The organism is Pseudarthrobacter sp. MOO14 (genome assembly GCF_058267675.1).
In genome coordinates this window covers 280,522-295,539 of sequence record NZ_CM177849.1, presented here as the reverse complement: position 1 = coordinate 295,539, position 15,018 = coordinate 280,522, and the positions used below count along the sequence as shown (strand labels likewise).

At 64.8% G+C, this 15,018-nt stretch carries 14 protein-coding genes; 10 read left to right on the top strand and 4 right to left on the bottom strand.

Annotated elements, in window-relative coordinates:
• Positions 1–3 precede the first annotated feature (3 nt).
• Entirely contained in the window at positions 4–1,956 is a 1,953-nt protein-coding gene (locus AC4EEV_RS01350) for a M13 family metallopeptidase (RefSeq protein ID WP_491329977.1), read from the bottom strand.
• 252 nt (positions 1,957–2,208) lie between these two features.
• Between AC4EEV_RS01350 and leuA the strand changes: the two genes are divergently transcribed.
• The 3 genes from leuA to AC4EEV_RS01335 all read left to right on the top strand — a co-directional run bounded on the left by leuA (position 2,209) and on the right by AC4EEV_RS01335 (position 5,638).
• Complete coding sequence (leuA, locus tag AC4EEV_RS01345) at positions 2,209–3,948, top strand: 2-isopropylmalate synthase (protein WP_018761384.1); 1,740 nt, start codon at positions 2,209–2,211, stop codon at positions 3,946–3,948.
• A gap of 86 nt (positions 3,949–4,034) precedes the next feature.
• The gene (recO, locus tag AC4EEV_RS01340) at positions 4,035–4,787 is read left to right on the top strand and encodes a DNA repair protein RecO (RefSeq protein ID WP_285246128.1); all 753 of its coding nucleotides are present in this window, start codon (positions 4,035–4,037) and stop codon (positions 4,785–4,787) included.
• Positions 4,788–4,789: 2 nt separating this feature from the next.
• Positions 4,790–5,638, top strand: a complete 849-nt coding sequence (locus AC4EEV_RS01335; RefSeq protein WP_491329976.1) for an isoprenyl transferase — start codon at positions 4,790–4,792, stop codon at positions 5,636–5,638.
• Here AC4EEV_RS01335 and AC4EEV_RS01330 read toward each other — a convergent pair.
• Positions 5,629–6,588, bottom strand: coding sequence for an alpha/beta hydrolase (locus tag AC4EEV_RS01330; RefSeq protein ID WP_491329975.1), 960 nt, complete (start codon positions 6,586–6,588; stop codon positions 5,629–5,631). The genes AC4EEV_RS01335 and AC4EEV_RS01330 overlap by 10 nt on opposite strands.
• Before the next feature lie 93 nt (positions 6,589–6,681).
• On the opposite strand from AC4EEV_RS01330, the gene AC4EEV_RS01325 reads away from it, so the two are divergent.
• On the top strand, positions 6,682–7,752 hold the full coding sequence (locus tag AC4EEV_RS01325) for a quinone-dependent dihydroorotate dehydrogenase (RefSeq protein WP_491329974.1): 1,071 nt from the start codon (positions 6,682–6,684) through the stop codon (positions 7,750–7,752).
• A 71-nt stretch (positions 7,753–7,823) separates the two neighbouring features.
• Here AC4EEV_RS01325 and AC4EEV_RS01320 read toward each other — a convergent pair whose 3' ends face one another.
• Positions 7,824–8,426 carry a DUF3043 domain-containing protein gene (locus AC4EEV_RS01320; protein WP_461840956.1) on the bottom strand — a complete coding sequence of 201 codons (603 nt, stop codon included), beginning with the start codon at positions 8,424–8,426 and terminating at the stop codon, positions 7,824–7,826.
• A gap of 93 nt (positions 8,427–8,519) precedes the next feature.
• Between AC4EEV_RS01320 and AC4EEV_RS01315 the strand changes: the two genes are divergently transcribed.
• From AC4EEV_RS01315 to AC4EEV_RS01295, 5 genes are all read left to right on the top strand, one after another.
• On the top strand, positions 8,520–9,959 hold the full coding sequence (locus AC4EEV_RS01315; protein ID WP_491329973.1) for a dipeptidase: 1,440 nt from the start codon (positions 8,520–8,522) through the stop codon (positions 9,957–9,959).
• 158 nt (positions 9,960–10,117) lie between these two features.
• A complete protein-coding gene (locus tag AC4EEV_RS01310) occupies positions 10,118–10,507 on the top strand; it encodes a HesB/IscA family protein (protein WP_133831571.1) in 390 nt (129 codons plus the stop codon).
• Positions 10,508–10,693: 186 nt separating this feature from the next.
• Entirely contained in the window at positions 10,694–11,566 is an 873-nt protein-coding gene (gene ctaC, locus AC4EEV_RS01305; protein ID WP_026264471.1) for an aa3-type cytochrome oxidase subunit II, read from the top strand.
• A gap of 10 nt (positions 11,567–11,576) precedes the next feature.
• On the top strand, positions 11,577–13,304 hold the full coding sequence (gene ctaD / locus AC4EEV_RS01300) for an aa3-type cytochrome oxidase subunit I (protein WP_018761375.1): 1,728 nt from the start codon (positions 11,577–11,579) through the stop codon (positions 13,302–13,304).
• Positions 13,301–13,702, top strand: coding sequence for a cytochrome c oxidase subunit 4 (locus AC4EEV_RS01295; protein WP_018761374.1), 402 nt, complete (start codon positions 13,301–13,303; stop codon positions 13,700–13,702). Before ctaD ends, AC4EEV_RS01295 begins: the two co-directional genes overlap by 4 nt.
• Before the next feature lie 62 nt (positions 13,703–13,764).
• Here AC4EEV_RS01295 and AC4EEV_RS01290 read toward each other — a convergent pair whose 3' ends face one another.
• Positions 13,765–14,067 (bottom strand): HPr family phosphocarrier protein, encoded by a 303-nt coding sequence (locus tag AC4EEV_RS01290; protein ID WP_491329972.1) that lies wholly within the window; start codon positions 14,065–14,067, stop codon positions 13,765–13,767.
• Positions 14,068–14,227: 160 nt separating this feature from the next.
• On the opposite strand from AC4EEV_RS01290, the gene AC4EEV_RS01285 reads away from it, so the two are divergent.
• A complete protein-coding gene (locus tag AC4EEV_RS01285) occupies positions 14,228–14,998 on the top strand; it encodes a GntR family transcriptional regulator (protein ID WP_018761372.1) in 771 nt (256 codons plus the stop codon).
• Positions 14,999–15,018: the final 20 nt, after the last annotated feature.

Here is a 15,018-nt window from a genome sequence, read left to right as displayed (position 1 = left end):
CCGCTACCAGATGCTGACGCGGTCAGCGGCGGGCATCCACATGCCATCAGCCTCCGTCACGTCGAACGCCTCATGGAATGCGTCAAGGTTCTTGGCGATCGCGTTGGTGCGGAATTCGTTCGGGGAATGCGGGTCCGTGGCCAGGCGACGGACGGCTTCCTCCTGGCGGATGACCTGGCGCCAGCCCGCGGCCCAGGAGGCGAAGAAGCGCTGTTGCCCGGTGAAGCCGTCCAGGACCTCGGGTTCCTTACCGTCCAGGCTGATCAGGTAAGCCTTGTAGGCGATGGTGAGCCCCGCCAGGTCGCCGATGTTCTCGCCCAGCGTGAGCCTGCCGTTGACGTGGTGGCCAGGTGCCGCGGTGGGGGACAGGGCGTCATACTGCGCCACGAGCCGGGCCGTCAGGGCCTCGAATGCTTGGCGGTCCTCGTCCGTCCACCAGTTGCGGAGCGCCCCGCCGCCGTCGAACTGGGAACCCTGGTCATCGAAACCGTGGCCAATCTCGTGCCCGATCACCGCACCAATGCCGCCATAGTTGACGGCGTCGTCGGCGTCGGCCGTGAAGAAGGGCGGCTGCAGGATGGCTGCCGGGAACACAATTTCGTTCATCATCGGGTGGTAGTAGGCGTTGACCGTCTGCGGCGTCATCAGCCACTTGTTGCGGTCCACGGGTTTGCCCACTTCATCCAGGTGCCGGTCCACATCGGCGTTGTGGGCGCGCTCCACGTTGCCCAGCAGGTCATCGGGCTTGATTTCGACGGCTGAGTAGTCGATCCACTCGTCCGGGAAGCCGATCTTGGCACGGAAGGCCGAAAGCTTGCGGAGGGCCTCCGCCTTGGTGTCCTCACCCATCCAGGCGACATCGTTGATGCTCCGGCGGTAGGCCTCGGTCAGGTTTGCCACCAGGGTCTGCATCCGGGCCTTGTGGGTTTCGGGGAAATGCCGTGCCACATAAATCTGGCCCACGGCCTCGCCCAGACCGGATTCGACCACCGCGACCCCCCGCTTCCAACGGTCCTTGTTCCGCGGGGTGCCGCTGAGCGTGGTGCCGTAGAACGCGAAGTTGGCGTCCACGAAAGGCGAGGACAAGTAGGGTGCGGCGGCGCTGACGACGCGCATCGCCAGCCATTCCTGCCACGTGGAAAGCGGCACTTCGTCCAGGAGCGCGGTGGCCCCCGAAAAGAAGTCAGGCGTGCTCACCACGATTTCGGCCCGTTTGGCCGGCTCAATCCCGGCTGCCTCAAACCAGGTACCCAAAAGCGGGAAGAGCGCAGTGGCTTCATCTGCCGTTTTCAGGTTGTAGGTCTTCTGCGGATCCCGCAGGGTGACGTTGTCCCAGTGGTGGGCGGCGAGTTTCGTTTCCAGCTGGACCACCCGGTCCGCCGCACCATTCGGATCAGCCACGCCGGCCAGTTCGAACATCTTCCCAACGTGTCCGGTGTATGCCGAGACAATGGGAGCGAACTTCTCTTCGCGGTAGTAGGACTCGTCGGGCAGGCCCAGGCCGCCCTGGCCGGTGTAGAGCAGGACCCGGTCCGGATTACCCGCGTCCGGTGCCGGGTAGATGTAGAAGAGGCCGCCGACGTCGGCGCGGAAGAGCCGGCCTGCCAGCGCCATGAGCTCTTCGACTGACGCGGTGGCGAAGACTTCGGCCAGCCGGGCCCGGATGGGTTCCAGGCCTTTGCCCTCAACAGTTGCCTCGTCCATGAAGCTGTTGTAGAGGTCGCCGATCTTCCGTTCGATCCCCGTGGCATCCGCGCCCTTGGCCGCCGCTTCCTCGATAATGTCCCGGACGGCGATCTCGGACCCGTCACGGAGGGCAGTGAACGTACCTTCCAGGGGCCGGTCGTCGGGAATCTCGGTGGCTTTCAACCAGGCGCCGTTCACATGTTGGTACAGGTCATCCTGCGGCCGGACTGTGTGATCAATGGTGGACAGATCGATCCCCGAAATGGGCACTGAAACTCCTTTTTGCTGCGACGCCGCTGCCGGGCGAACACGGAGGCGTCTGCATGCTGGACTTTACGGACGGTAGTGCCCTTTCATCTTACGCACCCGTGTTACGCTCAAAGTGTGCGTGCAGAGCTCCTTCTCCTTAGCTGCCGCGGCGAGGCCACAGACGCTATCTAGCGCACGGCCCACCCTCGCTGCGGAGTTTGTGTTGCCCGGCCACCCTTTCACTGAAGATCGATAGAAAAGGCCACGAACATCATGCGTAACGCACAAAAGCCCTCCGGAATGCCTGCCCACCGGTACACCCCGTTCCAGGACCAGATCAAGGTCGAACTGCCGGACCGCACCTGGCCGGACAAGGTCATCACCAAAGCCCCGCGCTGGTGCGCGGTGGACCTGCGCGACGGCAACCAGGCCCTGATCGATCCCATGAGCCCGGCGCGCAAGATGAAGATGTTCGACCTGTTGGTCCGCATGGGCTACAAGGAAATCGAGGTCGGTTTCCCGTCCGCGTCGCAGACGGACTTCGACTTTGTCCGCCAGCTCATTGAGGGAAACCATATTCCTGACGATGTCACCATCCAGGTCCTGACCCAGGCCCGCGAGCACCTGATCGAGCGGACCTACGAGTCCCTGGTGGGCGCCAAGCAGGCCATCGTGCACCTGTACAACTCCACGTCGGTCCTGCAGCGCCGTGTGGTGTTCAACCAGGACGAGGACGGAATCCTGGACATCGCCCTGCAGGGTGCAAGGCTCTGCAAAAAGTATGAGGAAACGCTCGTTGACACGCACGTGACCTACGAGTATTCGCCGGAGTCTTTCACCGGCACGGAACTTGAGTACGCCGTCCGCGTCTGCAACGCCGTCGCCGATGTGTTCGAGGCGTCCGCCGACCGCCAGGTCATTATCAACCTCCCCGCCACGGTGGAAATGGCGACGCCCAACGTCTACGCCGACTCCATTGAGTGGATGAGCCGCCACCTGCACCCGCGCGAGGGAATCATCCTGTCCCTGCACCCGCACAACGACCGCGGCACCGGTGTCGCCGCCGCGGAGCTGGGATACATGGCCGGCGCCGACCGCATCGAAGGCTGCCTCTTCGGCAACGGCGAGCGGACCGGCAACGTGGACCTGGTGACGCTGGGCTTGAACCTGTTCGTCCAGGGGATCGATCCCATGATCGATTTCTCCAATATTGACGACGTCCGCCGGACCGTGGAGTACTGCAACCAGCTGCCCGTCCCGGAGCGGTCCCCCTACGGCGGCGACCTGGTGTTCACCGCCTTCTCCGGCTCCCACCAGGACGCCATCAAGAAGGGTTTCGAAGCCCTGGAGCGCGATGCCGCTGCGGCCGGCAAGGCCGTGGACGACTTCACCTGGCAGGTGCCGTACCTGCCGGTGGATCCCAAGGACCTGGGCCGCAGCTACGAAGCCGTGATCCGGGTCAATTCCCAGTCCGGCAAGGGTGGCGTTGCGTACCTGCTCAAGAACGAGCACAGCCTGGACCTGCCGCGCCGTGCCCAGATCGAGTTCTCCGGCGTCATCCAGCGGCGCACCGACACTGTCGGCGGGGAGGTCAGCGGGGCCCAGCTCTGGCAGATCTTCCAGGACGAGTACCTGCCCTCCGGCCAGGCGGACGGGCAGTGGGGCCGCTACTCGCTGGGTGCCGTCAAGACGGAAACAGATGACGACGGCGGCATGACGCTTCACGCCTCGCTCACCATTGATGGCGCGCAGGTCCGGCGCACCGGTACCGGCAACGGTCCGATCGCCGCGCTGCTGAGCATCCTGCACGACGACGGCGTGGACGTCCGGGTGCTGGACTACAGCGAACATGCCTTGTCCGAAGGCGGCAACGCCATGGCCGCCGCGTACGTCGAGTGCGCAGTGGGGGAGCGGGTCCTGTGGGGTGTCGGCATCGACGCCAATACCAGCATGTCGTCGCTGAAGGCCGTCATTTCGGCCGTCAACCGCGCCATCCGCGACGCCCAGGCCTGACACCTGGGAGGTTTGTGCCGCCGGTTCCGCCGGCGGCACAACCGCGTCCTGGCGACCTACGGCCGGGCAGGATGGGAAGATAGAGCGTGGTCCAACAGTCTTTTGCCTCCCGGGCGTACCGGGACGACGCCGTGGTGCTCCGCACCCACAAGCTGGGCGAGGCAGACCGGATTATCACGCTCCTCACGAAGCACCACGGCCAGGTCCGGGCAGTCGCCAAAGGCGTACGCCGCACCAGCAGCCGGTTCGGTGCCCGGCTTGAACCGTTCATGGTCGCTGACCTGCAACTGGTTTCCGGGCGAACCCTTGATATCGTCACCCAGGCGGTGGCAAAGGGTGCCTACGGCGGCAGCATCGCAGCGGACTACGGTCGGTACACGGTGGCCGCCGCCATGACCGAGACTGCGGAGAAGCTGACGGACGTCGACGGCGAGGCCGGCACGGCGCAGTACAACCTGCTCGTGGGTGCCCTGGCTGCGTTGAGCCGGGATGAACATGCTGCCGGCCTGATCCTGGACTCCTACCTCCTGCGTGCGTTGTCCACTGGCGGATGGGCGCCGAGCTTCACTGATTGTTCCCGCTGCGGCGCGCCGGGGCCGCATTCGGCATTTTCGGCACCCCTTGGCGGCATGGTGTGTGCCCAGTGCCGGCCCCCCGGGTCCCCGGCCCCGGCGCCCGAGACCGTCAGCCTGCTCGCTGCCCTGCTGACCGGGGACTGGACGACGGCGGACGCATCGTTGGCCCAGCACCGCAAGGAAGCGGCGGGCCTGGTGGCGGCGTACCTGCAATGGCATTTGGAACGAGTCCTGAAATCCCTCAAACACGTGGAGCGTACCTGACAGTGGCCATGGGTAAGAAGAACAATGCAGCCCGCAGGCGGACCCATCCGGTAACGGCACCCTACCCGCATCCTTCAGGCGAGGTGGCGCCCACCATCCCGGCGGAATTCATTCCCCGGCACGTGGCTATCGTGATGGACGGCAACGGCCGCTGGGCCAACCAGCGGGGCCTTCCCCGGATCGAAGGGCACAAGGCGGGGGAACCGGCCCTCCTTGACGTCATGGCCGGTGCCATCGAACTCGGGATCGAGTACGTCAGTGTTTACGCATTCTCTACGGAAAACTGGCGCAGGTCTCCGGAAGAAGTCCGCTTCCTGATGGGATTTAACAAGGATGTGCTGCGCAGGCAGCGTAACCAGCTGGACGAGTGGGGCGTTCGGATCCGCTGGGCAGGCCGGCGGCCCCGGCTGTGGGGGTCCGTGATCCGCGAACTGGAGGAAGCCGAGGAGTTCACGGCGGCCAACAGCACCTGTAATTTGACCATGTGTGTTAATTACGGCGGCCGTGCTGAGATCACGGACGCGGTGTCGGCGATAGCCGCGGATGTGGCCGCGGGACGGCTCAAACCGGGTTCCATCACTGAACGGACCATCCAGAAGTACCTCGACGAGCCGGACCTGCCGGACGTGGATCTCTTCCTGCGCAGCTCGGGTGAGCAAAGGCTGTCCAACTTCCTGCTCTGGCAGTCCGCCTACGCCGAGTTCGTCTTCATGGACACGCTCTGGCCGGACGTGGACCGGCGCACCCTGTGGGCCGCCGTCGAAGAATATGCGCGCCGGGACCGCCGCTACGGTGGGGCTGTCGACGCCGCCGCACCGGCCGGGTCAGAAGCGGAACGGCCTCAGCCGTAAGCCCGCAGCCAGCGTGCCAGCCGCGCGTAGGCATCGGTTCGAATCGGCTCAGGGGACAGGAAGACGTCGTGCAGGGCGCCGTCAATTCGTTCCACGGTCACTGTGGTGCCCAGGGTCAGGGCACGCGCGCCGATGATCGCCACGTCCAGCACCGCATCGGTCCGCCGCATGTCCTCCGACCAGAAGAGCCCGTTGGCGCTTCCCGCGGACAGCAGCACCAGGATGGGCACCTGGATCCCGAGTCCCTGTGCCACCCGGGCGTGGCCGGCGAGCACGGCCCTCAACCAGCCCGCACGCACCGGGAATGCCATGCGCGGGCGGTACCGCTCGTCAAGCGGCCACTCGCCGTCGGCCGCACTGCTGATGGTGCGCCAGTAGTGGCCCCGCGGTGGAAGCCGGAGCACCGCCTGGGGCCGGAAGCGGGCCACCGGCCCCACCATGCCTGACGCGGCGCGGCGCACCAGTGCGCTCCCGTGCATCTCCAGCCAAGGACTGTTGAGGATCAGTTGCGACACGGCCCCGGGGTGGCGGCTCGTCCACAGCGCCGCCACCAGACCGCCGGTGGAGTGTCCCATCAGTGCCGCAGGCCCTGGCCCGCCGGCAAGGGCGATGAGCCGGAACGCCTGCTGTATTTCCGCGTCATAGGCGGCCAGGTCGCCAACGTAGCCGCCCGGGAAATCCGGCCGCAGGCTGCGCCCGTGGTTGTGCATGTCCAGCGCATAGAAGTCGTACCCGGCCCGCGCCCAAAAATAGGCCAGGTCTGCGTTGAAGAAGTAGTCGCTCCACCCGTGAAGGAACAGCACTGACCGGCGGGGGCCATCCGGAGCGCCCACATCCTTGGCCGGCCGGAGCCGGACCAAGGTTGCCGTCCGCTCCACGCCGTCGGCACCGGTGGCCACGAAGGAACACGACTCGAAGTCCCCACCCAGGATGTCCTGCTGCCAGTGCATGCCCTCATGCTAATCCGGCGTGGCGGGTACGGCCGCCTGCCAGGGCGCTTCTCCGTTTTGGTGTGGGACGCCACCAGACGGGAAACTGGAGGCATGCGCGTTTATCCCACTTTCTTCAAGCTGGCCTTTTCATGGATGGACGCCGAGCGCGCCCACAAAATCGGATTCAAGGGGATCCGGCTCGCGCATGCCACCGGCGCGGGAAGGGTACTGCAGAAGCTGACGGCTCCCGCGCCGTCGCTGCGGACCACCGCTTTTGGCGTAACTTTCCCCTCCCCATTCGGCCTTGCTGCGGGGTTCGATAAAGAAGGGCTTGGCATCGAAGCCCTCAGCGAGCTTGGATTCGGCCACGTGGAGGTGGGGACCATCACCGGCCAGGCGCAGCCCGGCAATGAGAAGCCCCGGCTTTTCCGGCTGGTCCAGGACAGGGCCGTGATCAACCGGATGGGATTCAACAACGACGGCGCCGCAGCTGTCGCGCCCCGGCTCAAGGCCGCGCGCGCAGCACTTCAGCGCCGGTACCCGGACGTTCGTCCCGTCATCGGTGTGAATATCGGCAAGACGAAGGTGGTGGAGCTGGCCGACGCCGTGGACGACTACCTGGTCAGCGCCCGCAGCCTGGCCCCCGCCGCCGACTATCTGGTGGTGAACGTCAGTTCCCCCAATACTCCGGGGTTGCGGCTGCTCCAGGACGTGGAAACGCTCCGCCCGCTCCTGGTTGCCGTGGGGCAGGAAGCCGACCGCGCCGCCGGGCGGCACGTCCCGCTGCTGGTGAAGATCGCCCCGGACCTGAGCGATGAAGACATCGACGACGTTGCCCGGCTGGCACTGGACCTGAAGTTGGACGGCATCATCGCCACCAATACGACGATCGCCAGGACGGGGCTCTCCTCGGCCGCCGGCGACGTGGAAAAGTGCGGAGCCGGCGGACTGTCCGGGGCCCCCCTGAAGCAGCGCTCACTGGAGGTGTTGAAGCGGCTCAAAGACGCCACTGATGATGCGCTGGCCTTGGTGTCGGTCGGTGGCGTGGAGTCCGCCCAAGACGTTCAGGACAGGCTTGACGCAGGAGCCACCCTGGTGCAGGGATACACCGCGTTCCTGTACGAAGGACCGTTCTGGGCCGCACGGATCAACAGGCAGCTGGCGAAGCGCCGCCGCCGCTGACCCTCAACGTTAAACGCAGGAACCCCGGTGGGCTGACCACCGGGGTTCCTGCGTTTAAGTGGTCCCGCGCGTCAGGACGGGTACTGTCCGCGGCCAACCTGCGGTTTGGGCAGGCGCAGCTTGCGGAACTGCAGGGAGCGCATGGAGCCGTACCAGACCGTTCCGCGTTCCACCTCACCAAACTTCTGGGCCAGGGTCTTCCGGAGCTTGCGGGAGAGGATGAAAACGTCAACGAAGACCGCCAGGAACATTACCCAGAACGCGCCGAGCACGTAGACCATCATGTCGCTGGAGGCCGGAACCACCAAGGACACCAGGACAAAGAGCAGCGCGCCGAACATCAGGTATTCGCCGAGATTGAAGCGCGCGTCCACATAGTCGCGGGCAAAGCGCTTTTGCGGCCCCTTGTCACGCAGCGGGAGGAACTTCTCGTCTCCGGTGTCCAGCGCGCGGCGCATCTTCAAGCGCTGGTCCTGGACCGCCTGGCGTTCGGCGGCCTTGGACGCCTTGCGGTCCTCCGGCACCAGCGGACGCTTGCGGGCAGCTTCCTGGGCCTTCCGGGTGGGGGTCGGGGCACCCTTGCCCACCACGCTGTTCTGCCGGGCCGCCGCTTCCGCTGCCTGCTGGTCTACTGTTTCCTGCGCCGAGGGCGCTTCTTTTCTACGTCCGAACACCTGACCAGAATACCTTGCGGGAACCCACCCGCCGCCTGTCCGCCCGGCTGCCGGCGGCCTGCGGCCGAATGTGACGGGGGTAATGTTTTGGCCATGACTTCATCACCTGCGGCCACCCCGCACAGCACTTCAGAAACATCGGGACAGGGCGCTGCCGGCTGGACGGACGATCTCCGTTCGGCGGTAGACCGGTCCTTTGACCAGACCCTGGCCCGGCTCAAGGATCTGGTGGCCATTCCAGGCATTGCCTGGCCCAGTTTTGACCGTACCCCGCTTGAACGCAGCGCGGACGCTGTCGCCGCCCTTGTCCGTGAAGCAGGATTGCCCGAGGTCCAGGTCCTGACCGTCAACAAGGAGGACGGCGCCCCCGGCGGCCCCGCCGTCGTCGCCCGGCGCCCTGCGGCGGAAGGGAAGCCGACCATCCTGCTCTACGCCCACCACGACGTCCAGCCTGTTGGTGACGAAGCCCTGTGGGAGACCGCACCGTTCACCGCCGTCGAAAAGGACGGCCGGCTGTACGGGCGCGGCGCCGCCGACGACAAAGCCGGCATCATGGCGCACATTGCCGCGTATGCCGCCGTCTCCGAGGTCTTTTCCGACTCCCTCGGACTCGGCGTGACCTTCTTCATCGAAGGCGAGGAGGAAGCCGGTTCGCCAACGTTCCGTTCCTTCTTGGAGGCCAACCGCGAACTGCTGCGCGCTGACGTCATCGTGGTTGCGGATTCCAGCAACTGGAAAGTCGGGATACCTGCCCTGACCACCAGCCTCCGCGGACTGGTTGACGGCGTCATCGAAGTTCAGGTCCTCGAACATGCCGTGCATTCGGGCATGTTCGGCGGCCCTGTCCTCGACGCACCGACCCTGCTGTCCCGCCTGATCGCCACCCTCCACGACGACGACGGGAACGTCGCGATCGAGGGGCTGGTCGCCACCGACACGGCGTCCGTCGAGATGCCCGAGGCCGACTACCGCGCCGATGCGTCGGTCCTGGACGGAGTGCGCCTGGCCGGCACCGGAAGCATCGCCTCACGGCTGTGGACCAAACCTGCGTTGTCGATCATCGGGTTCGACGCGCCCGCCGTCGATGTTGCCTCGAACACCCTGATTCCGCGGGCACGGGCCAAGTTCAGCCTCCGGCTGGCGCCGGGGCAGGTGCCGTCGGACGCCATGGAAGCGGTGCGCCGCCATGTGGAAGCGAACGCCCCGTTCGGCGCGAAGGTGGTCTTCACGCCGGGGGAGGCCGGGAATCCATTCCGCACCGACACCTCTTCGGCCGCCGCTTCGCTGGCCATATGGGCCCTGGGCGAGGCCTGGGGAGTTCCCGCCGTCGAAACCGGGATAGGCGGTTCCATCCCGTTCATCGCCGACCTGACGGAGGTCTACCCCGACGTGCAGATCCTGGTCACGGGTGTGGAGGACCCTGATTCCCGCGCCCACAGCGCCAACGAATCCCTGCACATCGGGGACTTCCGCAACGCCGTCCTGGCTGAAGCCTTGATGCTGGCCCGGCTCAACAGCGAAGGCCTCGCCTAGGCGGCGCTCCCAGGGAACAACCGGCAGGTTTTGACGGTTACGTCAGGAGTTAGAGCTACAGGACTGCCGCGCGTAGCATGTAGCTATAGCCCATACCGTATCCGTAGGGGCAGGCGCCGTCAGGCGGCGCCGCCAGACCGTCCTAAGAAGGTAGGCCAATGAGCACCGCAACCAACGAAAACAGCACCGCGACCACCGCTGCGGCCAGTGAAGAACTGCCCGTTCACGAGGTTGACCTGACCGACGTCGCTGCAGGCAAGGTACGCAGCCTCCTCGAGCAGGAAGGCCGCACGGACCTGCGGCTCCGCGTGGCTGTGCAGCCCGGCGGCTGCTCGGGGCTGATCTACCAGCTCTACTTCGACGAGCGGCTCCTCGACGGCGACGCCGTCCGTGACTTCGACGGAGTTGAGGTCGTCGTGGACAAGATGAGCGTTCCGTACCTCAGCGGAGCCAGCATCGACTTCGAGGACACCATCTCGAAGCAGGGCTTCACCATCGACAACCCGAACGCCGGAGGCTCCTGCGCCTGCGGTGATTCGTTCCACTAACCCGGTTATTTCGCCCGATGTCCGCGCCGAGCCTCCCGCCGTCCAAAACGGCACGGAGGCTCGGCGCTGACATGTGGGCGAAACGCCCGGCAGAGCGGTAAGCTCTACACCGAGTAGTAAAACTTTTAGTGTGCCCGGAGCGCCCATGGCAGCCCGGACAACAGCAACAAGTAGGAAGGGCCGTCTGTGAGTTCGCAGAACCGAACCGGCAGCCGACGCAAAACGATCACAACGATCTCAAGCTTGGCTATTGCCGGCGCGTTGGTTTTGACCGGATGTTCGCCAGAGGTAGAGAAAGGGTGGATGCCCACTGAACGTGGCACCACCAGCAACACCGACCGCATCATGGACCTCTGGGTCAACTCATGGATTGCTGCGCTCGTGGTGGGCACCATTACCTGGGGCCTGATCATCTGGTGCCTGGTGGCCTACCGCCGCCGCAAGGGAACCGTGGGCTTCCCGCGGCAGACCAGCTTCAACCTTCCCCTCGAGGTCTTCTACCTCACCATCCCGATCTTCATGGTCCTGGTGTTCTTCTACTTCACCGACCGTGACCAGCAGGCGATCGATGACCGTTCGCAGCCTGCCGACGTCGTCGTCGACGTCCGCGGCAAGCAGTGGGCGTGGGACTTCAACTACAAGTCCGGCGACGTCATCCAGGAAGACCTCCACGAGGCCGGTGTCCAGGCCCACCTGACCGGCAACAACATCGACATGGAACAGCTTCCGACGCTGTACCTGCCGGTCAACAAGTCCGTTGACCTCGAACTAAATTCCCGCGATGTCATCCACTCCTTCTGGGTTCCCGCCTTCCTGCAGAAGCGCGACATGATCCCCGGCAAGACCAACTACATCCGGTTCACCCCCACTAAAGAGGGCACCTACGACGGCAAGTGTGCCGAACTCTGCGGCGAGTACCACTCCGAAATGCTGTTCCGCGTCAAGGTGGTGTCGGAAACCGAATTCCAGGCACACATGGACCAGCTCAAGGCTGAAGGCAACACCGGCCTGCTTGGTGCTGAGTACGACCGCAACCCGAACCTGAACGAAACCAAGTAAGGGGAGCGACGTGGCTACGTACACCCAATCCGCACCCGCGGGAGCCCTGTCGGCGCCCGTGGTACCAAAATCCAAGGGACGCATCGTCGTCAACTGGATCACCTCCACAGACCACAAAACCATCGGGTACATGTACCTGATCGCATCGTTTGTGTTCTTCTGCCTCGGCGGCGTGATGGCGCTGCTGATCCGTGCCGAGCTCTTCGAACCCGGCATGCAGATCCTGCAGACCAAGGAACAGTACAACCAGCTGTTCACCATGCACGGCACCGTCATGCTCCTGATGTTCGCCACCCCGCTCTTCGCCGGGTTCGCCAACGTGATCATGCCGCTGCAGATCGGCGCCCCCGACGTCGCGTTCCCGCGCCTGAACGCCCTCGCGTTCTGGTTCTTCCTCTTCGGCTCCACCATCGCAGTGTCGGGCTTCATCACCCCCCAGGGTGCTGCGTCCTTCGGCTGGTTCGCCTACGCGCCGCTCTCCGACACCACGTTCACCCCTGGCATCGGCGGTGACCTGTGGGTATTCGGCCTGGCACTGTCCGGCTTCGGCACCATCCTCGGCGCGGTCAACTTCATCACCACCATCATCTGCATGCGCGCCCCGGGCATGACCATGTGGCGGATGCCCATCTTCACCTGGAACACCCTGATCACGGCGATCCTGGTGCTCATGGCCTTCCCGCCGCTGGCCGCGGCCCTCTTCGCCCTCGGCGCGGACCGGAAGTTCGGTGCGCACATCTTCGATCCCGCGAACGGCGGTGCAGTCCTCTGGCAGCACCTGTTCTGGTTCTTCGGACACCCCGAGGTATACATCATTGCGCTGCCCTTCTTCGGTATCGTCTCTGAGATCTTCCCCGTGTTCAGCCGCAAGCCGATCTTCGGTTACAAGGGCCTGGTTTACGCAACCATCGCCATTGCTGCCCTATCCGTGACCGTCTGGGCCCACCACATGTACGTCACCGGCGCAGTCCTGCTGCCGTTCTTCTCGTTCATGACCATGCTCATCGCGGTGCCCACCGGCGTGAAGTTCTTCAACTGGATCGGTACCATGTGGCGGGGGTCGCTGACCTTCGAGACCCCCATGCTGTGGAGCATCGGCTTCCTCATCACGTTCCTCTTCGGTGGCCTGACAGGCATCATCCTGGCTTCCCCGCCGCTGGACTTCCACGTATCGGACTCCTACTTCGTGGTTGCGCACTTCCACTACGTGGTGTTCGGCACTGTCGTGTTCGCCATGTTCGCCGGGTTCTACTTCTGGTGGCCCAAGTGGACCGGCAAGATGCTCAACGAACGCCTGGGCAAGATCCACTTCTGGCTGCTGTTCCTGGGCTTCCACGGCACCTTCCTGATCCAGCACTGGCTCGGCGTCATGGGCATGCCCCGTCGCTACGCCGACTACCTGCCTGAGGACAACTTCACCTGGATGAACCAGTTCTCCACGGTGGCATCCTTCGTGCTCGGCGCTTCCCTGATTCCGTTCTTCTGGAACGTCTACATCACGTGGCGGAATGCCGAAAAGGTCCAGGTGGATGATCCTTGGGGCTTCGGAGCGTCGCTGGAGTGGGCCACGTCCTGCCCGCCGCCGCGCCACAACTTCACGTCCCTGCCCCGGATCCGCTCAGAGCGTCCTGCTCTGGACCTGCACCACCCGGAACTCCGACAGGTACACACCGTCGATTCGCCTGCCCCCGCAGCCGCAGTGCTCGGCAACGCTGACCAGAAGGACACCGCACAGTGAAAATTGAATCCTGGATCTTTGGCTCTGGAGTCTTCTTCTTCGTCCCCGTCGCCCTGGTCTACGGCTTCCTGACCAACTGGAGCGAATGGGTCGGCATCCTGGGCATTCTCCTCGTCGGCGGCCTGGCAGGCATGATCGGCGCCTACCTCGGATTCACCGGTAAGCGGGTTGGGCTGCGGCCTGAAGACCGCAGCGATGCCGAGATCCACGAGGGTGCCGGCGAGCAGGGACACTTCAGCCCCTGGAGCTGGTGGCCCCTGGTTCTCGGGATTGCGTGCGCCACCGGTTTCCTCGGTATGGCAGTCGGTTTCTGGATCGTCTTCATCGCCGGCGGCATTGCCGTCGTGGCCCTCGTCGGCTGGGTCTACGAATACAGCCGCGGTGACCACGCGCACTAGGCCTCTGCAGTAATAACGACGTCGGGCCCCACCTTTCGGTGGGGCCCGACGTTTTGCATTTCCTAGACGCCCTGGGTGGCCCCCTGGGACTCCAGGAGCCTGCAGAGGTCCCTGAGTGCTTCCAGCGCCCGCCCGTGGTCCTGAGCGCCGTCCAAGGCGTCGTCGCTGACCACCAGTTCCACTTCGCAGCCCTGCCGGAAGTCGGCCGCCATCACCTGGAGCAGGGAACGTGCGTCTACAAGCCCGCCACCGTCCTTTCGAATGGCCAGGGGAAACCCTGTGTCGGTAACGGCACGGACGAACACGGCGGCAGAGCGTGCGTGCAGGCCCTCAAGTGCTGTCACAACGGCCTTCAGTGTTGGCAAAGGGGACTCCTTCGTCACGACGGCCCCATCCGTCGGCGGTCAAATTTTCCTGACTAAATATAGCGGGCGGGCAACCCGCGGCACTAAAAAGGACAGCGGTCACCCACTGGTCTAGACCGTCCTAAAATGAGGGAAGACAACCACGGCAGGAAGAGGGACCATGGCAGCTGGCGCCACCGCTATCACCGGCGAAATTGACCGCACCAGCGGCACCGCGATCTATGTGCAACTCCGCGAGATCCTGAGGGCGTACATAGCCGAATCCTGCCTTCCGGGTTCAGCGCTTCCATCTGAGCGTGACCTTGCCGAACGATTCGGACTTGCCCGGATGACCGTCCGGCAAGCCATCGATGCCTTGGTGGGGGAGGAGGTCATCGAACGTGTAGTCGGGCTGGGAACGTTCGTCCGGCGGCCGAAACTCGACCTTCAGGTTAAGCTGACGTCCTACAGCGAAGAGATGCAGCGCCGCGGCATGGTTCCCGCGGCAAAAGTCCTCAGTTTCGAGCAGATAGGAGCCAGTGCCTTCCTGGCCCGCGAACTCCAGCTCGACGAGGGAACACCGGTGGTACGGTTCCGCCGGCTCCTGCTGGCGGACGGGGAGCCGATGAGTGTCGACGAGAACTTTATTCCTGCCCACCGCGTCCCTGGCCTGCTTGACCACGAACCTCCCACGTCGTTGTACAACGTCCTCAGCGAACAATTCGGCCTGGTGATGGAGTGGGGCGAGGACATGATCGAGGCGACGGCTGCATCGCCCTCCACGGCGCGGTTGCTGAACGTGGAGGTGGGGGCGCCATTGTTGAAGATCCAGCGGCATGCGTTTGTGGCGCGCGCCATGGTCGACTATTCCGTTTCGTACTACCGCGCCGACCGGTACAAGCTGTGGGTTCCTTTGCAGCGGCCTGGTGCCCGCAGGACGCGCAACCACTGAAACAGCCCGGGGGAGTACTG

Bases quoted from the DNA above. Each gene is read 5' to 3' on its own strand.
- leuA (WP_018761384.1), top strand. From the start codon at position 2,209: ATGCGTAACGCACAAAAGCCCTCCGGAATGCCTGCCCACCGGTACACC.
- AC4EEV_RS01330 (WP_491329975.1), bottom strand. From the start codon at position 6,588: ATGCACTGGCAGCAGGACATCCTGGGTGGGGACTTCGAGTCGTGTTCC.
- AC4EEV_RS01325 (WP_491329974.1), top strand. From the start codon at position 6,682: ATGCGCGTTTATCCCACTTTCTTCAAGCTGGCCTTTTCATGGATGGAC.
- AC4EEV_RS01315 (WP_491329973.1), top strand. From the start codon at position 8,520: ATGACTTCATCACCTGCGGCCACCCCGCACAGCACTTCAGAAACATCG.
- AC4EEV_RS01310 (WP_133831571.1), top strand. From the start codon at position 10,118: ATGAGCACCGCAACCAACGAAAACAGCACCGCGACCACCGCTGCGGCC.
- AC4EEV_RS01285 (WP_018761372.1), top strand. From the start codon at position 14,228: ATGGCAGCTGGCGCCACCGCTATCACCGGCGAAATTGACCGCACCAGC.